Source organism: Sinimarinibacterium thermocellulolyticum, assembly GCF_040327995.1.
Taxonomy (GTDB): domain Bacteria; phylum Pseudomonadota; class Gammaproteobacteria; order Nevskiales; family Nevskiaceae; genus Solimonas; species Solimonas thermocellulolyticum.
This window is the reverse complement of sequence record NZ_JBEPIJ010000003.1, coordinates 211,364-225,407: the sequence shown is the minus strand read 5'-3', so window position 1 is coordinate 225,407 and position 14,044 is coordinate 211,364. Positions and strand designations below refer to the sequence as shown.

Below are 14,044 nucleotides of genomic sequence, written 5' to 3'. Positions count from 1 at the left end.
CAAGTCAGTCGCTGCGCCAGGAGCGATGGTAGTCGGTCCACTCGACACTGGGCATGTCGTCGCCGACCTCGAGCGCGTCGCGTGCGTCGATCATCACCGCGTATTCGTCGGTCGCCGGCTTCTTCTGCACCAGCATGTTCTGCAGCGCCTTGGGATGCGGTCCGTGCGTGAACCCGCACGGGTGCAGCGTCATCATGCCGGGATGGATGTTGTCGCGCGAGAAGAAGTCGCCGGCGTGGTAGAACAGCACTTCGTCGTAGTCGTCGTTGTTGTGGAAGAACGGCACCTTGATCGCACCCGGATCGGTCTCGAAAGGGCGCGGCGCGAAGGTGCAGACGACGAAGCGGTGCGCGACGAAGGTCGTGTGCGCGCTGGGTGGCAGATGGTAGCGGTGCGACATCAGCGGACGGATGTCCCTCACGTTGATGCGCACCGGCATCAGCGTGCCGTGCCAGCCGAGCGCATCGAGCGGGTTGTACGGATAGGTCACGGTGGAGATGCGGTTGCCGCGCTTGATCCGCACGCGCCAGTCGCGTGCGCCCAGCGCGCCCTGCTGCTGCGCCCGGAATGCCTCGTCGATGCGGGGATAGTCGAACAGCGCCGGATCGAAGATCGCGTGCTCGCCGATCAGCCCCTTGTCCGGCAGCTGGTAACTGGAATTGGTCGCCTCGATCAACAACCACGTCGTCGGCTGCACGCAATCGATGCGCCACATCGTGCCGCGCGGCAGCACGACGTAGTCACCGGCGACCAGACTCAGATGACCGTAGTCGCAGTAGAGCTCGGCATCGCCTTGGTGCAGGAACAGCAGCTCGTCGCCATCGGCGTTGCGCACGAGCGCCTGCATGGGCTGCGCGCAGACCCAGTGGCGCAGGCACAGATGCGGGTTGTGCAACACCACCGGCGCATCCCACGGACAGGCCGCGGCCGCGGCGAGCTTGCAAAGGTCGAAGGCGCGCGGCCGCAAGGGGCCTTCCCAGCTCGTCCAGCCGGTCGGCGGGCGCGGATGGATCATCTGCGTCGCCGGGCCGAAGAAGCCTTCCTTGCCGAGCTCGCGCTCGACCGTGCCTGCGGGCAGATCGGCGTGCGCCTGTCGCGAGGCCAGGCCCTCGACGATCGGGCGGTAGATCCACTTCTTCATGCGGCCTCGCTCTTGATCACGCCGCGCCGGATCTGGTCGTCCTCGATCGATTCGAACAAGGCCTTGAAGTTGCCCTCGCCGAAGCCCTCGTTGCCTTTGCGCTGGATGATCTCGAAAAAGATCGGGCCGATGACGGTGCTGGTGAAGATCTGCAACAAAATGCCCTCGGCGGGCGCGCCGTCGATCAGGATGCGCAGTTCGCGCAGCCGCGCGAGCGGCTCGCCGTGCCGCGGCACGCGCCGGTCCACCTGATCGTAGTAGCCGTCGGGCGTGTCCATGAACTGCACGCCACGCGCGCGCAGCGCCTCGACCGTCGCGTAGATGTCGTCGGTGGCGAGCGCGATGTGCTGGATGCCCTCGCCGCGGTACTGACGCAGAAATTCCTCGATCTGCGACTGATCGTCGGCGCTCTCGTTGATCGGGATGCGGATCTTGCCGCACGGCGAGGTCATGGCCCGAGACACCAATCCGGTGAGCTTGCCCTCGATGTCGAAATAGCGGATCTCGCGGAAGTTGCCGATGCGCTCGTAAAAACCGGCCCAAGTGTCCATGTTGCCGCGCTCGACGTTGTGGGTGAGGTGGTCGATCACGGTCAGACCGACGCCCTTCGGCACGCGCTCGACGCCGTCGAAGAAACGAAAGTCCACGTCGTAGATCGAGTGCTCGGGACCATAGCGGTCGATCAGATACAGGACACTCGAACCGATGCCATAGAGCGCCGGCAGGCGCAGTTCCATGAAGCCGGGCTTGGTGTCGAAGGGCACCGCGCCCTGCGCGAGCGCGTGCGCGTGGGCCTTGACTGCATCCTTGACGCGCCAGCCCATCGCGCAGGCGCTGGGGCCGTGCGCCTTGGCGAACTGCTCGAAGTGCGTGTAAGGCGTGCCGTTGACCAGGAAGTTGATGTCACCCTGACGATAGAGCGTCACGTCCTTGCTGCGGTGCCGGGCCACCGCGGTGAAGCCCATCATCTCGAACAGCCGGTGCAGCTCTAAGATGCCGGCGCGGGTCGGCGCGGTGTACTCGACGAACTCGAAGCCGTCGGTGCCGAGCGGGTTGTGCGGCGCGGCCGCGGGTGCTGGTGTGCTCATGACAGATGATGCTCCGCCCCGGACTCACCCGGGACTTTGATGCGGGACCTCGGCGCGGGGGACGCGCGCATCGCGCCTTGCGCTTCAGGCCGGCACGCGCGCGGCGGCACCGGCTCGTCGCCGGGGTAGAGCCGGTCGGGTTCCAGCTCGGGTTCGAGCACGAGGCTTTGCAACAGCGGCACCAGGTCTTGCGCCACCGTGTCCTTGAGTTCGTCGATCGCGCGGATCACGAAGTAGGTCTTCTGGAAGTCGTCGATCCGGTAGCGCGTGCGCATGCAGCGGCGCAGGTCGAAGCGTACGCGCAGCGGCGTGGGGCTTTCGACCGCATACGGCGTCTCGCCGCCGGACGAGAGAATGCCGGCACCAAAGGCGCGCAGGCCGTCCTCGGCGTCGATCAGGCCGAACTCGACGGTGTACCAGTACAACCGCGCAACGTGCGGCAGCGCGCCGACCGCGAGCGCGCGCAGTCCCTTTTCGCCGTAGGCCTGCATGAAGTCGCCGAAAGCACGATCGAACAGCATCGGCACGTGGCCGAAGAAGTCGTGAAAGATGTCGGGCTCGACGAGGTAGTCCAATTCCTCGGGCTTGCGCAGCCACACCGTCACCGGGAAGCGCCGCGCCGCCAGGTGACGGAAGAACTGCTCGTCCGGGATGAAGCCGGGCACGGCGACCAGTTGCCAGCCGCTCGCGCGCGTGAGCGCGCGGTTGACGCGCGCCAGATCCGGAATCGCGTCCGCGCAGTCGGCACGCGCCAGACCGTCGGCGAACGCGCGGCAGGCGTAGTGCCGGACCAGCTGCGACTGGCGCGCGTACAGCCGGCGCCACAGCGCATGATCGGCCTCGCCATAGGTCTGCCAGGACTGCTCGACGGTGAAATCGGCGCGCGCGCGCGAGTAGTCACCGCGCAGGCCGCTGGTGGTGTGGGCCCCGAACATGCTCGCCTCCGCCGGTCCGCAGGGATGGAGCCAGCTTAGCGCGGTTTCGGCGCAGCATTTCTGCAATTTCGCGCGTCAGTCGCACATTTCTTGGTGATATTCTGCGAGTATTCTCGATGTCGGTGTGATTTCATGCGCCCGGATCTCGACCGCACCGATCTGCGCATCCTGCGCGAGCTGCAGCGCGACGGCCGCTTGCCGATGGTCGAACTCGCCGAACGGGTGTCGCTGTCGCCGACCGCCTGCCAGCGCCGCGTACGCAAGCTCGAGGACATCGGCGTCATCCAGCGCTATGCCGCGATCCTCGACCCCGCGGCCCTGGGCCGGCGCGTGGAGGCCTTCGTGCGGGTGAGCATCGAGCGCCAGTCGCGCGATGTGACGCTCGCGTTCGAGGAGGCGATCCGCGCCCGTGCCGAGGTGCGCGCCTGTTACGTGATGACCGGGGACTTGGACTTCCTTCTGCACGTGCAGGTGGCCGATCTCCAAGCCTTCGCCGAGTTTTCGATGAAGGTGCTGATCGGCCTGCCGGGCGTCAAGGACGTGCGCTCCAGCCTGGTGCTCGAAGCGATCAAGCGCGACGAGGGGCTCGCGCTGTAACTACAAAGTGGCGAAACGCTCAGTCGCGTCGACCAGGCGCGACAGGATGCCCGGCTCGCTGGCCGCATGGCCGGCGTCGGCGACGACATGGAACTCCGCCTCCGGCCAGGCGCGGTGCAGATCCCAGGCCGACTTCATCGGACACACCACGTCGTAGCGGCCTTGCACGATCACGCCGGGGATCCCGCGCAGCTTGTGCGCGTTGGCGAGCAGCAGATCGTCGCGATCGAAGAAGCCCTTGTGGATGAAGTAGTGGCATTCGATGCGCGCGAAGGCTTCGGCGAAGCGGTACTCGCCGAAGCGTGCCGCCATCTCCGGACTCGGGAACAGCTTGCTGGTCGACCCCTCCCAGATGCTCCAGGCCTTGGCCGCCTCGCGACGCACGACAGGATCCGGGCTGGTCAGACGCTTGTAGTACGCCTTGACCAGATCGGTGCGCTCGGCCTCGGGAATCGGCCGCAGAAACTCCGCCCAGGCATCGGGAAAGATCCAGCTCGCGCCGTCCTGATAGAACCAGCGGATCTCGGCTTCGCGCAGCAAGAAGATGCCGCGCAGGATCAGCGCCTTGCAACGCTGCGGGTGGGTCTGGGCGTAAGCCAGGCTGAGCGTCGAACCCCAGGAGCCGCCGAAGACGACCCAGCGCTCGATGCCCAACTCGGCGCGGATACGCTCCATGTCGGCGACCAGATCCCAAGTCGTGTTCTCGCGCAGCTCGGCATACGGCGTGGAGCGGCCGCAGCCGCGCTGATCGAACAGCACGATGCGGTACTTCTGCGGATCGAAGAACTGCCGATGCCAGGGCTCGACGCCGCCGCCCGGGCCGCCGTGCACGAACACCACCGGCTGGCCTTGTGGATTGCCGCACTCCTCGATGTGCAGCTCGTGTAGATCGGACACTTTGAGGCGAAGTGTGTGGTACGGCTCGATGGCGGGAAATGGTTGCGCCATGGCGGGCTCGGTCGATGGATCGAGTGAGCGGCTAGCTTAACCGCATCGCCGGATCGCGCGCGTCGTTGCCCGTGCGCGACGCGCCAACTACCATTTCGCGCCAGTTCCAACTGCACTGACGGCTGCGCCGTCGCGGGATGCGTATCGTGGGAGTCAGCGGAGTGGTGGGGGCCGTGTTGCGGCACATGGGTTTGAGTGTCGGCATGCTCCTGGGCTCCGCGGCGGCGAGTGCCGCTGCGTCGTCGGCCGCGCCGGGGGAGCGCTCCGAGGCGACGCAGACGGCCACGGCCTCGCACGGCGCAGCCTCCTTCGATGTGCTGTTCCCGCGCTATCGCCAGATCGAAGCCAAAGTCCAGTTCTGGAAACAGGTCTTCGGCGGCTACTCCGAGCTGCAGACCATCGTGCATTCGAGCGAGATTCCATGGAAGGTGCTGCGCGTGATCGATCACCGCGGCAAGGCCGCGACGATGTCGGAAGCGCAGTTCGACAACTACCGACGCAAGGCCGACCAGGATGCGCGCGAGGCGATGGAGCGCCTGATCGCTTCGGTGCACGCCAAGCGCCATGCACCGCAGTCGATGAACGCCGAGGAGCGGCGCATCTTCGAGCTGTTCAAGGATCAGCCCGGTGACGACCGCTTTGCCCGGCTGCGCGGCACCATCCGCACACAGCGCGGCATCAAGGAGCGCACCGAGCGGGCGCTGCAGGTCGCCGACGCGTATCTGCCGTACATGGAGCAGATCTTCGCCGGCTACGGACTGCCCAAAGCACTCACGCGGCTTCCGATCGTCGAATCCAGCTTCAACGTCGAGGCCTACTCGCGCTCGCACGCCGCCGGCGTCTGGCAGTTCATTCCAGCCTCGGCCAAGCTGTACATGCGGCTCGACGAGGTGGTCGACGACCGCCGCGATCCCTGGACCTCGACCGATGCCGCCGCACGCCACCTGCGCGACGACTATGCCCTGCTGCAGGATTGGCCGCTGGCGGTGACCGCTTACAATCACGGCCGCTACGGCATCGCCCGTGGTCTCAAGGCGATCAACGGCAAGACCCTGGTCGACCTGATCGAGCGCGGCAACCATCCTCGCTGGGGCTTCGCCGGCAAGAACTATTACGCCGAGTTTCTCGCGGCCGTCGAACTCGAACGCGAATGGCGTCAGCGCAGCGACCGGCCGGCCGGGCTCGATCCGATCGAGTTCGAGATCGTCGAGACCAAGCACTACGTGCCCTACGAGACGCTGCGCCGCTTGAGTGGCGGTGACGACGAGCTGTTCCGCAAGCTCAATCCGGCCTATCGACCCGATGTGATCGACGGCAAGCTGTACGTGCCACCAGGCCATCTGATTCGTGTTCCGGCAGGCTCCGCGCGCAGTTTCGAAGTCGGCTACGCGCGTCTGGGCGAGCACGAGCGCTTCGACAGCCAGCGCGTCTACTTTCTGTTGCACAAGGTGCGCAAGGGCGAGACGCTGGGCGGCATCGCGCGCGAGTACCGCACCTCCGTCGAAGCGCTACAGAGGGTCAACGGCCTGCGCGGTTCGATGATCCGCATCGGTCAGGTGATCAAGGTGCCGCCTCGCGAAGAAGCGCGACCGGGGCCGATCAGCGTCGCCGTGGGCGAATCCAAGCCGGCCCTGACCCGCTCGCAGATTCAGGCAGCGCGACGCGAGGCCGCCGTGCACATCGTCAGCCGCGGCGACACGCTGGCCGCCATCGCGCGCCGCTACCGCGTCAGCGAGGCGAGCCTGCGCGCGGCCAACGGCTTGTCCTCATCGTTGATCCGCGTCGGTCAGCGCCTGGACATTCCGGTCGAGGGCCGCGCGCCCATCACGCGCGAACACCGCGTCCGCAGCGGGCAGACGCTGTCGTCGATCGCGCGTGAGTACGACGTCAGCATCGAGGCGCTGCGCCGCGCCAATGGGCTCGGCACGTCGAGCCTGATCAAGGTGGGACAGACGCTGCAAGTACCGCAGGACTGATCAGCACCTCACCAGAAGTAGGCGAACACGAAGATCCCGACCATCACCAGCGAGGTCACCAGCTTGGCGATGGTGCCGAACAGCAAACCCATCCACGTGGCGATGCCGACGCGGGTGGCGTGATCGAAATTGCGCTGCGTCGCCAACTCGCCGAGTACCGCGCCGACGAAGGGCCCGAGGATGATGCCTGGCAAGCCGAAGAACAGGCCGACCAGGCTGCCGAGCACAGCGCCGGTAACCGCCTTGGGACTGGCGCCGACGCGCTTGGCGCCGAGCGCCGAGGCGACGAAGTCGATCAGTAGCGCCAGCGCCGTCAGCACGCCGAGCACGACCAGCGTGCCGCTACCCACGCGCGCGTAACCGTCGATCCACGCCGCGAGCCACAGACCGACGAAGACCAAGGGCACGCCGGGCAGCGCCGGCAGCACCGCACCGGCGATGCCGACCGCGATCAAGGCGACGACGGCCAACCACGACAAGGTGATGACGACGGGGTCCATGGGCGATGTCGAGTACCAGAGACGCGACAGCTTAGACGTTCGTCGCCGACGAAAGGTGAACGAACCCGTCTTCCGCAGTGCACCAAATCGCTTACACTCGGCGGCGATGAGGATGCCCCCCAGAATGTCCCGCAAGCTCATCGCCCAGCGGATCCAGGACCTCGACAACGCCGCCGACTACCGAAGCTGGCGCGAGATCGCGCTCGAACTCGACCGCCTCGAAGGTGCCGAGGACTGGAAGCAGGACGATACCAGCGACGACTACGACTACCTGCTGATCCGCGAGCGGCTCACCGCGCTGCGCCGCCTGCGCCAGGCCGGCGACGCGCGTCAGCTCGCCTTCGATCTCTACGAGGGGCTGCACGGCAATCTCGGCAACATGTCCAACCCGGCGCTCTACGGCATTGCCCGTGTCGGCACCAAGCGCCTGATCGAGGAGTACATCGCCGAAGTCACGCGCTGTCTGGACTTCGTCTGCGCCGGGGACTTCCCCGACTTCGGCTTCGAGGACAAGATCCAGTTCTTCAAGCGCACCGCCATGGCCTTCGGCCGCTCGGCGCTGCTGCTGTCCGGCGGCGGCACGCTGGGCCTGTTCCATCTGGGCGTGATCAAGGCCCTGCACGAAGCGCAGTTGCTGCCCCGTGTGATTTCCGGATCGAGCGCCGGCTCGATCATCGCCGCCACCGTCGGCACACGGCTCGACGAGGAAATCGACGCCCTGTTCCAGCCCGGCGGCCTCGACCTTGATGCCTTCCGCGCCCTGGGCCTGCGTGAAGCGCTCAAGGGCGGCGCCATGATGGACGGCGCGCAGCTCGAACGTTGTCTCGCCGCGAACATCGGCGACCGGAGCTTCGTCGAAGCCTTCGATTACAGCAAGCGCATCATCTGCGTCACCGTGTCGCCGGCCGAGCCGCACCAGCAGGGCCGGCTGCTCAATTACCTGACCGCGCCGCACGTGATCCTGCGCCGCGCGGTGCTGGCCTCGTGCGCAGTCCCCGGCGTGTTCCCGCCGGTGGCGCTGCAGGCGCGCGACTACGAAGGCCAGATCGTGCCGTACATGCCCGGCAAGCGCTGGATCGACGGCACCCTCTCCGCCGATCTGCCGATGCTGCGCATCGCGCGGCTGCACAACGTCAACCACTACATCGTCAGCCAGACCAATCCGCACATCGTGCCGTTCATGGCGCGGATCGACCGCGAGCAGCAGGGCCGTCGCGGGGTCGTGCCGCTGGCCGCCGAGCTGGTCAAGTCCGGCGGCAGCGGCGCGCTGTCGCTGGCGCGCAAGCATCTGGATCCCTACGGCAGCGGCCGCGTCCTCGGCAAGATCGACAACGTCGTGCGCCAGCGCTACTCGGGCGACATCAACATCTACCCGCGCAGCACGCCACGACGCGTGCTGCGCACGTTCACCAACCCGACGCCGGAAGACATCCAGCGCTACGTGCGCTCCGGCGAGCGCGCCACCTGGCCCAAGCTCGAACGCATCCGCAACCAGACGCGGATCTCGCGTACCTTCGAGGACTGCCTGCGCCTGCTCAAGGCGCGTGAGCACGAGCTGCTTCAGCAGCGCCGGCCGGTACTGCGTCGCGTCGCGTCGCGCTGATCCGCTCAGCGGCTCGTCGAGATCTCACCGACCAGCGACGAGACGATCTCGCCGAAGGCCGGCCGATGACCACGCCGACGGCAAGATCGATCACGTTGCCGCGCATCGCGAGCGGCCCGAACTCGTCGATCAGGCTCATCGCGCGCATCTTTGCGCGGGAGGCGCGGATCGCGACCGTGTACCCGGCCGGTGCGATCAACCATCCGCGGCGGCCAGACCGGCTGCCAGATTCGGATAACGCGGCGCAAAGCCGAGCTCGGTGCGGGCGCGCTCGATGCGCAGCCGCTTGGACTCCTCCATGAACGACCACATCGCCGGGGTGAAGACGCGCCGCGCCTCGGCGCGATCGACCACCGGTGGCTCGGGCAGGCCGAAGCGACGCGCAACCTGCGTGAAGTAGTCGGTCATCGTCGTCGGCTCACCATCGGCGATGTTGTAGGCGTGCCCATCCACACCGCGCGCAGCGGCCAGCACCGCGGCCGCGGCGAGATCATCGGCGTGCACGCGATTGCTGTACGGCGCGTCCTCGGCGCGGAGCACCGGCAGCCCGGCACTAAGACGCTGCAGCGGCCAGCGGCCGGGGCCGTAGATGCCGGGCACACGCAGAATCACGTGCTGCGCGCCGGTCGCGCGGCACCAGTTGGCGAGTACCTTTTCCGCGTCGAGACGCCGCCGGCCTCGCGCGCTTTGTGGCTTGAGCGGTTCGTCCTCGTCGATCCAGCGACCGTCGCAGTCGCCGTACACCGCGGACGTGGAAATGTAGACGACGCGGCCGATACGCCCGCGCTGCGCCGCGAGCCAGCCGCGCAGCCGCGCATCGATCTCGCCCTCGGGCGGCGGCGGCGCGAACCAGAACAGCCACGGCCAATCACCGGCGTCGGTGGGTCGATCGAGATCGTCGATGCGCACCGCAGCGCCGATCGCATCGAGCGGCGCGCGCTTTTGCGGGTCGCGCAGGATTGCCGTAACCTCGCCGCCCGCTGCGCGCAAACGTCGCGCCACACGCAAACCGATGTCGCCGCAACCCGCGATCAACGCGCGCGGCGGATGCTGGAGTTCATTCATGGTGCCGCGAGCATGACACATCGCGTGCGGTTGGCGGGCCGCGAAACGGTCTTCGAGGTCTCGCCCGACGAAACCGTGCTGCAGGCGGGTCTGCGGCATCATCTCGCGCTGCCGTTCGGCTGCCAATCCGGCGGCTGCGCCTCGTGCCGCGTGCGCAAGCTCGAAGGGCTTGTGGAGTATCCGTTTCCGCCGCCGGGGCTGTCCGCAGCGGAAGTCGAAGCGGGCTACATCCTGATGTGCCTCGCCCGGCCGCGCTCGGACCTTTTGCTCGACCTGCACCAGCCGCCGCAGCTCGACGCACTGCGGCCGCGGCAACTGCCGTGCCGCGTGCAATCCCGGACCTGGCTCGCGCACGACGTGCTCGGCCTGAGCCTCAAGCTACCGAGGGGCAGTGCGAGCGCAGGCGCGTTCACCTGGATGCCGGGGCAGTACATCGACCTGCTGCTCGACGACGGCCGCCGCCGCAGCTTTTCGCTGGCCAACGCACCGCAGGTGGACGCTACGAACCCGACGCTGGAACTTCACATCCGCGTCGCGCCCGGCGGACGCTTCGCGCAGTGGGCGGCGCATGAGATGCCGGAACGCGCGATCCTGCGCTTCGAAGGCCCGCTCGGCGCGTTCTATCTGCGCGATGACGCCGCACGGCCCACGGTGATGGTGGCCGGCGGCACCGGCATCGCGCCGATTCACGCGATGCTCGAAGCCCTCACGCGCGATGCGTGCGAACGCAGGGTGTATCTGTACTGGGGCGTGCGCGCACAGCGCGATCTGTATCTACACGAACGCCTCACGCAGTGGTCGCGCAGGCATGCATGGCTACGCTACGTGCCGGTGTTGTCGGAACCGGAACCGGGTTGGGACGGCGCGACCGGTTTGGTGCACGAAGCCGTGCTGCGGGCACATCCCGTGCTGCGCGGCTTTGCGGCCTATCTGTCCGGGCCGCCGGCGATGGTGCGCGCCGGCAAGCAAGCCTTTGCCGCCGCCGGCCTCGACGCCGATCACCTGTTCTACGACAGCTTCGACTACGCCCACGAAACCTGGCCGGGAATGGCATAAAGCCCCCGGGCGTTCACGGCGCGACCGTCAACTCCAACCCCTGCCGGTAGAGCCTTTGCGCCTCGTCCGGCTGTTGCGTCTGCTCGCAGACACGGGCGAGCGCGAGATACGCGGCCGCCGATGGTGCGAGCCTGATCACCGCTTCGAGATAGCTGCGCGCCTTGCCCCATAGACGGTTGCGCAGGCAGGCGCGACCCGCGGCGAGCAGCAATTCCGGCCGTTCGCCGTAGCGCGTCAGCCACTGCTCGATGGTCGCGAGCTGCGCGACGACGTCGGCGGGTTCGAGGCTGCCGTAGAGCTCGGCCAGCCCCGCGTCCCACTCGCGCGCCAGTGTGTCGCTGGCCAGCGCCATCGCTTCGGCCTGGGCGTTGAGGCGCGCGAGACTGTGCGCATACTGCAGACGCACGGCGGGCCACTGGCGTGCATCGGCCGGCGCTTCACTCCACAGGGCCTTGAGCCGTTCCAGGCGTGCCTCGCCCTCGGCCATGCGCAGGCGTTCGAGCAGCGCACGCTCCAGCAGCTTGCGGCGCTTGGCGGGATTGAGTCTCGCGGTGACCGCAGGCTCCTGCAGCAGACACCGCAGCGCTTCCCAGTCACCGAGGCCGCTCAGCGCTTCGGCGAGCAATTCGGCGGCATAGGGCTGCTGTGGATCGATCTGACGCAAGCGCTCGGCGGACTCGCGCGCAGCGACGAACTCGCCGCGCTCGATCTGCAGCTCGGCGCGCGTCAAAAGGGCCGCACGTTCGACCTGAGGTGACAGGTTGGTAGCGAGCCGCAGGTAGTGATCGCGCCGCTCGCCGGCGCCCAGGCGCTGCGCCGCGCGCGCCGCGGCCAGGTAGTTGAGCTGCGCGGCATGGTGGTCCGCGGCGCGGCGCACCAGTTCGACTTCCGCGCGCTGCCAGTCGCCTTCGAGTAAATGCAGCAGCCCGGCCTCGAAGGAGCGCTGCGCGCGCTCGCGGCGGCGACGTTCCATCATCGTGCGTAACGACTGCGGCAGACGCACACCACTGACCAGCAGGCGCAGCAGCAACCAGACGCCGAACATCAGCAGCGCAAGCCCGAGCAGCAGGCCGAGCAGCGAGGTCTCGACGATCCAGCCGCGGAAGCCCAGCAGCACATAGCCGGTCTCGTCGCGCAGATACCAGGCTGCAGCGGCGCCCAGCGCCAGCGCGACGACCGCGATCAGCAGCGTGCGGATCATTGCGGTGCGGGCTCCAGTTGCGCTCTGAGGAGCACGAGACTCGCGCTGATGTCCGGCAGCGGCGGATCGAGCTGCAGATCCTGCAGCCGCGTCAGCTCTGCACGCGCGGCCTCGATGGCTGGATCACCGTCGCTGAAGTACTCCCCGAGCCAGGCCGAAGCCGAGCGACACAGCTCGCGGAAGGTCGCAGCATCCCGACGTAGCAGCGCGGCGCGCGCGCCTTCGAGCTTGAGCGCGAGCACTTGGCGGATCAGCGCGTCCTGCTCATCGCTGAGCATCTGCGGCGGCGGCCCGGCTTCGCGACGGATCGTGAACGCGCTGGACACCGCGCGTCGCAGCGCGAGCCACGCGCGCTGCCCGCGTGAGGTCGGTTCGACCTCGTCTGTGTCGGCTGCGCGCGGCACTGGCGTGAAGCGCTCCGGCACCTGCGCCTTGAGTGCGAACCGCATCGCCCGCTCGATCAGACTCGCCAGCACGAGCGCGGCGCCCGGAATATCGGCGCGCGGCACCGCCTGCAATGCCGTGCGTTCGCGCGCGATCGCCTCGCGCACCGCGAACAAGCGCGGATCGGCGAGCGCCGCCAGTCGTGTGTCCGCGGCTTCGAGCGCGGTGATCGCGGCGTCGACCTCGCGGCCGACCTGCAAGCGGTCGTTGGCAAGCAGCAGCAACTGCTCGACGACGGCGAGCTGTACACGGATGCGGCCGCCACCGAGCTCCTCGCGCAAAAGGCCAATCGCCTGGTCCTGGGCATCGAGACGCTCGCCGAAGCGCGCGATCTGCGTGGCGTTGCGCTGCACCGCGACGGCCTGATCGGCGACACGCGTCTGCAGGCGTTCGACTTGCGCGCCGCCGGCATCGACGCTGGCCTGCAGGCGGTCGATGCGTGCATCACGCTCGGCCATCATCGCCTCGATCCGGCGCCAGCCTTCCCAGCCGACAGCGGCGACTAACGCCAAGCCGACCAGCAGCACGAGCAGTCCCCATAGGGCGGCGCGCCCCCGTCCAGCCGCAGTCGGCACTGCTGCTGCAACCTCGGCGCCGGCTGCGGCGCCCGTCTCAGAGCCGGACTCGGTCGGGGCCTCGGGCACGGCGGCGGCCATGGTAGCCGCAGCGTCCGTCGGGGGTGATTCGGAATCCTGCTTGGGGTTTTGATCAGTCATGCGGGAAGGCCTGTCCCGGGTCTGCCACCAGTGCTCGAGGACGCGCAGGTATCCGGCGTCGCCCGTTTGCTCGGGGACCAGCGGCGCGGTTCTGAAGCCGAGTTCGAGCGCCTGTTCTACCACACGCCGGCTGGGCACAACCAGTTGCAGGTCGAGCAGTCTCAGTCGCGCATCGTCGGCGATGCGTGTGAACATCAGGCGCAGCGATTCGCCGTTGGTGAAGACGGCGGCATCGACGTCGGCGCAGGCGCGCGCGAGTGCTTCTGGCGTATGCGGCAGCGCGACCCGGCGGTAGACCTCCACGCGCGTGACCCGCGCAGCGCGCGCGGCGAGCCCGGTTTCGATCGCATCGCGCCCGCCTTCGCCGGTGACCAGCACCACGTCCTGGTCGCGCACATCATGCAGCAGGTCCAGCGCCAGTACCCCGTCGCTGTCGTGCCGTTGCGCCGGTGTGATCACCTCCTCGATCCCGGCCTGCCGCAGCGCGGCGGCAGTCGCCGGGCCGACGGCGATGCACGTGGGCCACACCCCGGCATCGAGCGCACGGGCGTAGCGCACGGCGTTGACACTGGTGAAGATCCATGCTCGCGCCTGCCGCTGCCGCTGCAATCGGGCTGCAGCGCTCGCCCCCTGGCGCACCGGCTCGATGACCTGCAACGGCAAGCGCGTGACCCGGGCGCCATGACGCTCCAGCAGCCGACACAGCGGCTCGGCCTGCTCGGCCGGGCGCGTGACCAGCACGCGCAGACCGTCGAGCGTCGCCGGTTCGGTCAT

12 protein-coding genes and 1 pseudogene are annotated in these 14,044 nt (G+C 68.1%); 4 read left to right on the top strand and 9 right to left on the bottom strand.

The genetic code is table 11. The annotated features are described in order from the left end of the window. Positions 1-4: 4 nt before the first annotated feature. Genes ABSH63_RS04260 through phhA form a run of 3 tightly spaced genes read right to left on the bottom strand, consistent with a single transcriptional unit; the run spans position 5 to position 3,164 of the window. Positions 5-1,141, bottom strand: coding sequence for a homogentisate 1,2-dioxygenase (locus ABSH63_RS04260; RefSeq protein ID WP_352887734.1), 1,137 nt, complete (start codon positions 1,139-1,141; stop codon positions 5-7). Continuing rightward, complete coding sequence (gene hppD, locus ABSH63_RS04255) at positions 1,138-2,229, bottom strand: 4-hydroxyphenylpyruvate dioxygenase (protein ID WP_352887733.1); 1,092 nt, start codon at positions 2,227-2,229, stop codon at positions 1,138-1,140. Before hppD ends, ABSH63_RS04260 begins: the two co-directional genes overlap by 4 nt. Further along, on the bottom strand, positions 2,226-3,164 hold the full coding sequence (gene phhA, locus ABSH63_RS04250) for a phenylalanine 4-monooxygenase (protein ID WP_352887732.1): 939 nt from the start codon (positions 3,162-3,164) through the stop codon (positions 2,226-2,228). Before phhA ends, hppD begins: the two co-directional genes overlap by 4 nt. A 132-nt stretch (positions 3,165-3,296) precedes the next feature. On the opposite strand from phhA, the gene ABSH63_RS04245 reads away from it, so the two are divergent. Next, a complete protein-coding gene (locus tag ABSH63_RS04245; protein WP_352887729.1) occupies positions 3,297-3,761 on the top strand; it encodes an Lrp/AsnC family transcriptional regulator in 465 nt (154 codons plus the stop codon). Here ABSH63_RS04245 and pip read toward each other — a convergent pair whose 3' ends face one another. Then, positions 3,762-4,709, bottom strand: a complete 948-nt coding sequence (gene pip / locus ABSH63_RS04240; RefSeq protein WP_352887727.1) for a prolyl aminopeptidase — start codon at positions 4,707-4,709, stop codon at positions 3,762-3,764. 203 nt (positions 4,710-4,912) lie between these two features. Here pip and ABSH63_RS04235 point away from each other — a divergent pair, with 203 nt between their 5' ends. After that, on the top strand, positions 4,913-6,685 hold the full coding sequence (locus tag ABSH63_RS04235) for a LysM peptidoglycan-binding domain-containing protein (RefSeq protein WP_352887724.1): 1,773 nt from the start codon (positions 4,913-4,915) through the stop codon (positions 6,683-6,685). Between the two features lie 8 nt (positions 6,686-6,693). Here ABSH63_RS04235 and ABSH63_RS04230 read toward each other — a convergent pair whose 3' ends face one another. Then, the gene (locus ABSH63_RS04230; RefSeq protein WP_352887721.1) at positions 6,694-7,185 is read right to left on the bottom strand and encodes a DUF456 domain-containing protein; all 492 of its coding nucleotides are present in this window, start codon (positions 7,183-7,185) and stop codon (positions 6,694-6,696) included. A 124-nt stretch (positions 7,186-7,309) separates the two neighbouring features. On the opposite strand from ABSH63_RS04230, the gene ABSH63_RS04225 reads away from it, so the two are divergent. Then, positions 7,310-8,788: a DUF3336 domain-containing protein gene (locus ABSH63_RS04225; protein ID WP_352887719.1), complete on the top strand. Its 1,479-nt coding sequence runs from the start codon at positions 7,310-7,312 to the stop codon at positions 8,786-8,788. 20 nt (positions 8,789-8,808) lie between these two features. On the opposite strand, the pseudogene ABSH63_RS04220 reads toward ABSH63_RS04225, so the two are convergent. Together ABSH63_RS04220 and ABSH63_RS04215 are read right to left on the bottom strand one after the other, a co-directional pair. Further along, positions 8,809-8,927, bottom strand: a pseudogene (locus ABSH63_RS04220) (MscL family protein); the annotation flags it as partial. 56 nt (positions 8,928-8,983) lie between these two features. Continuing rightward, positions 8,984-9,853, bottom strand: coding sequence for an SDR family oxidoreductase (locus tag ABSH63_RS04215; protein ID WP_352887717.1), 870 nt, complete (start codon positions 9,851-9,853; stop codon positions 8,984-8,986). A 12-nt stretch (positions 9,854-9,865) separates the two neighbouring features. Between ABSH63_RS04215 and ABSH63_RS04210 the strand changes: the two genes are divergently transcribed. After that, the gene (locus tag ABSH63_RS04210) at positions 9,866-10,909 is read left to right on the top strand and encodes a 2Fe-2S iron-sulfur cluster-binding protein (protein ID WP_352887715.1); all 1,044 of its coding nucleotides are present in this window, start codon (positions 9,866-9,868) and stop codon (positions 10,907-10,909) included. A gap of 13 nt (positions 10,910-10,922) precedes the next feature. Here ABSH63_RS04210 and ABSH63_RS04205 read toward each other — a convergent pair whose 3' ends face one another. Together ABSH63_RS04205 and ABSH63_RS04200 are read right to left on the bottom strand one after the other, a co-directional pair. After that, positions 10,923-12,110, bottom strand: coding sequence for a heme biosynthesis HemY N-terminal domain-containing protein (locus tag ABSH63_RS04205; protein ID WP_352887712.1), 1,188 nt, complete (start codon positions 12,108-12,110; stop codon positions 10,923-10,925). Further along, entirely contained in the window at positions 12,107-14,044 is a 1,938-nt protein-coding gene (locus ABSH63_RS04200) for a uroporphyrinogen-III C-methyltransferase (RefSeq protein ID WP_352887710.1), read from the bottom strand. The genes ABSH63_RS04205 and ABSH63_RS04200 overlap by 4 nt, the downstream gene beginning before the upstream one ends.

Excerpts from the sequence above, each read along its gene's own strand:
- ABSH63_RS04260 (WP_352887734.1), bottom strand. The coding sequence starts at position 1,141 with ATGAAGAAGTGGATCTACCGCCCGATCGTCGAGGGCCTGGCCTCGCGA.
- hppD (WP_352887733.1), bottom strand. The coding sequence starts at position 2,229 with ATGAGCACACCAGCACCCGCGGCCGCGCCGCACAACCCGCTCGGCACC.
- phhA (WP_352887732.1), bottom strand. The coding sequence starts at position 3,164 with ATGTTCGGGGCCCACACCACCAGCGGCCTGCGCGGTGACTACTCGCGC.
- ABSH63_RS04245 (WP_352887729.1), top strand. The coding sequence starts at position 3,297 with ATGCGCCCGGATCTCGACCGCACCGATCTGCGCATCCTGCGCGAGCTG.
- pip (WP_352887727.1), bottom strand. The coding sequence starts at position 4,709 with ATGGCGCAACCATTTCCCGCCATCGAGCCGTACCACACACTTCGCCTC.
- ABSH63_RS04235 (WP_352887724.1), top strand. The coding sequence starts at position 4,913 with ATGCTCCTGGGCTCCGCGGCGGCGAGTGCCGCTGCGTCGTCGGCCGCG.
- ABSH63_RS04230 (WP_352887721.1), bottom strand. The coding sequence starts at position 7,185 with ATGGACCCCGTCGTCATCACCTTGTCGTGGTTGGCCGTCGTCGCCTTG.
- ABSH63_RS04225 (WP_352887719.1), top strand. The coding sequence starts at position 7,310 with ATGTCCCGCAAGCTCATCGCCCAGCGGATCCAGGACCTCGACAACGCC.
- ABSH63_RS04215 (WP_352887717.1), bottom strand. The coding sequence starts at position 9,853 with ATGAATGAACTCCAGCATCCGCCGCGCGCGTTGATCGCGGGTTGCGGC.
- ABSH63_RS04210 (WP_352887715.1), top strand. The coding sequence starts at position 9,866 with ATGACACATCGCGTGCGGTTGGCGGGCCGCGAAACGGTCTTCGAGGTC.
- ABSH63_RS04205 (WP_352887712.1), bottom strand. The coding sequence starts at position 12,110 with ATGATCCGCACGCTGCTGATCGCGGTCGTCGCGCTGGCGCTGGGCGCC.
- ABSH63_RS04200 (WP_352887710.1), bottom strand. The coding sequence starts at position 14,044 with ATGACCGAACCGGCGACGCTCGACGGTCTGCGCGTGCTGGTCACGCGC.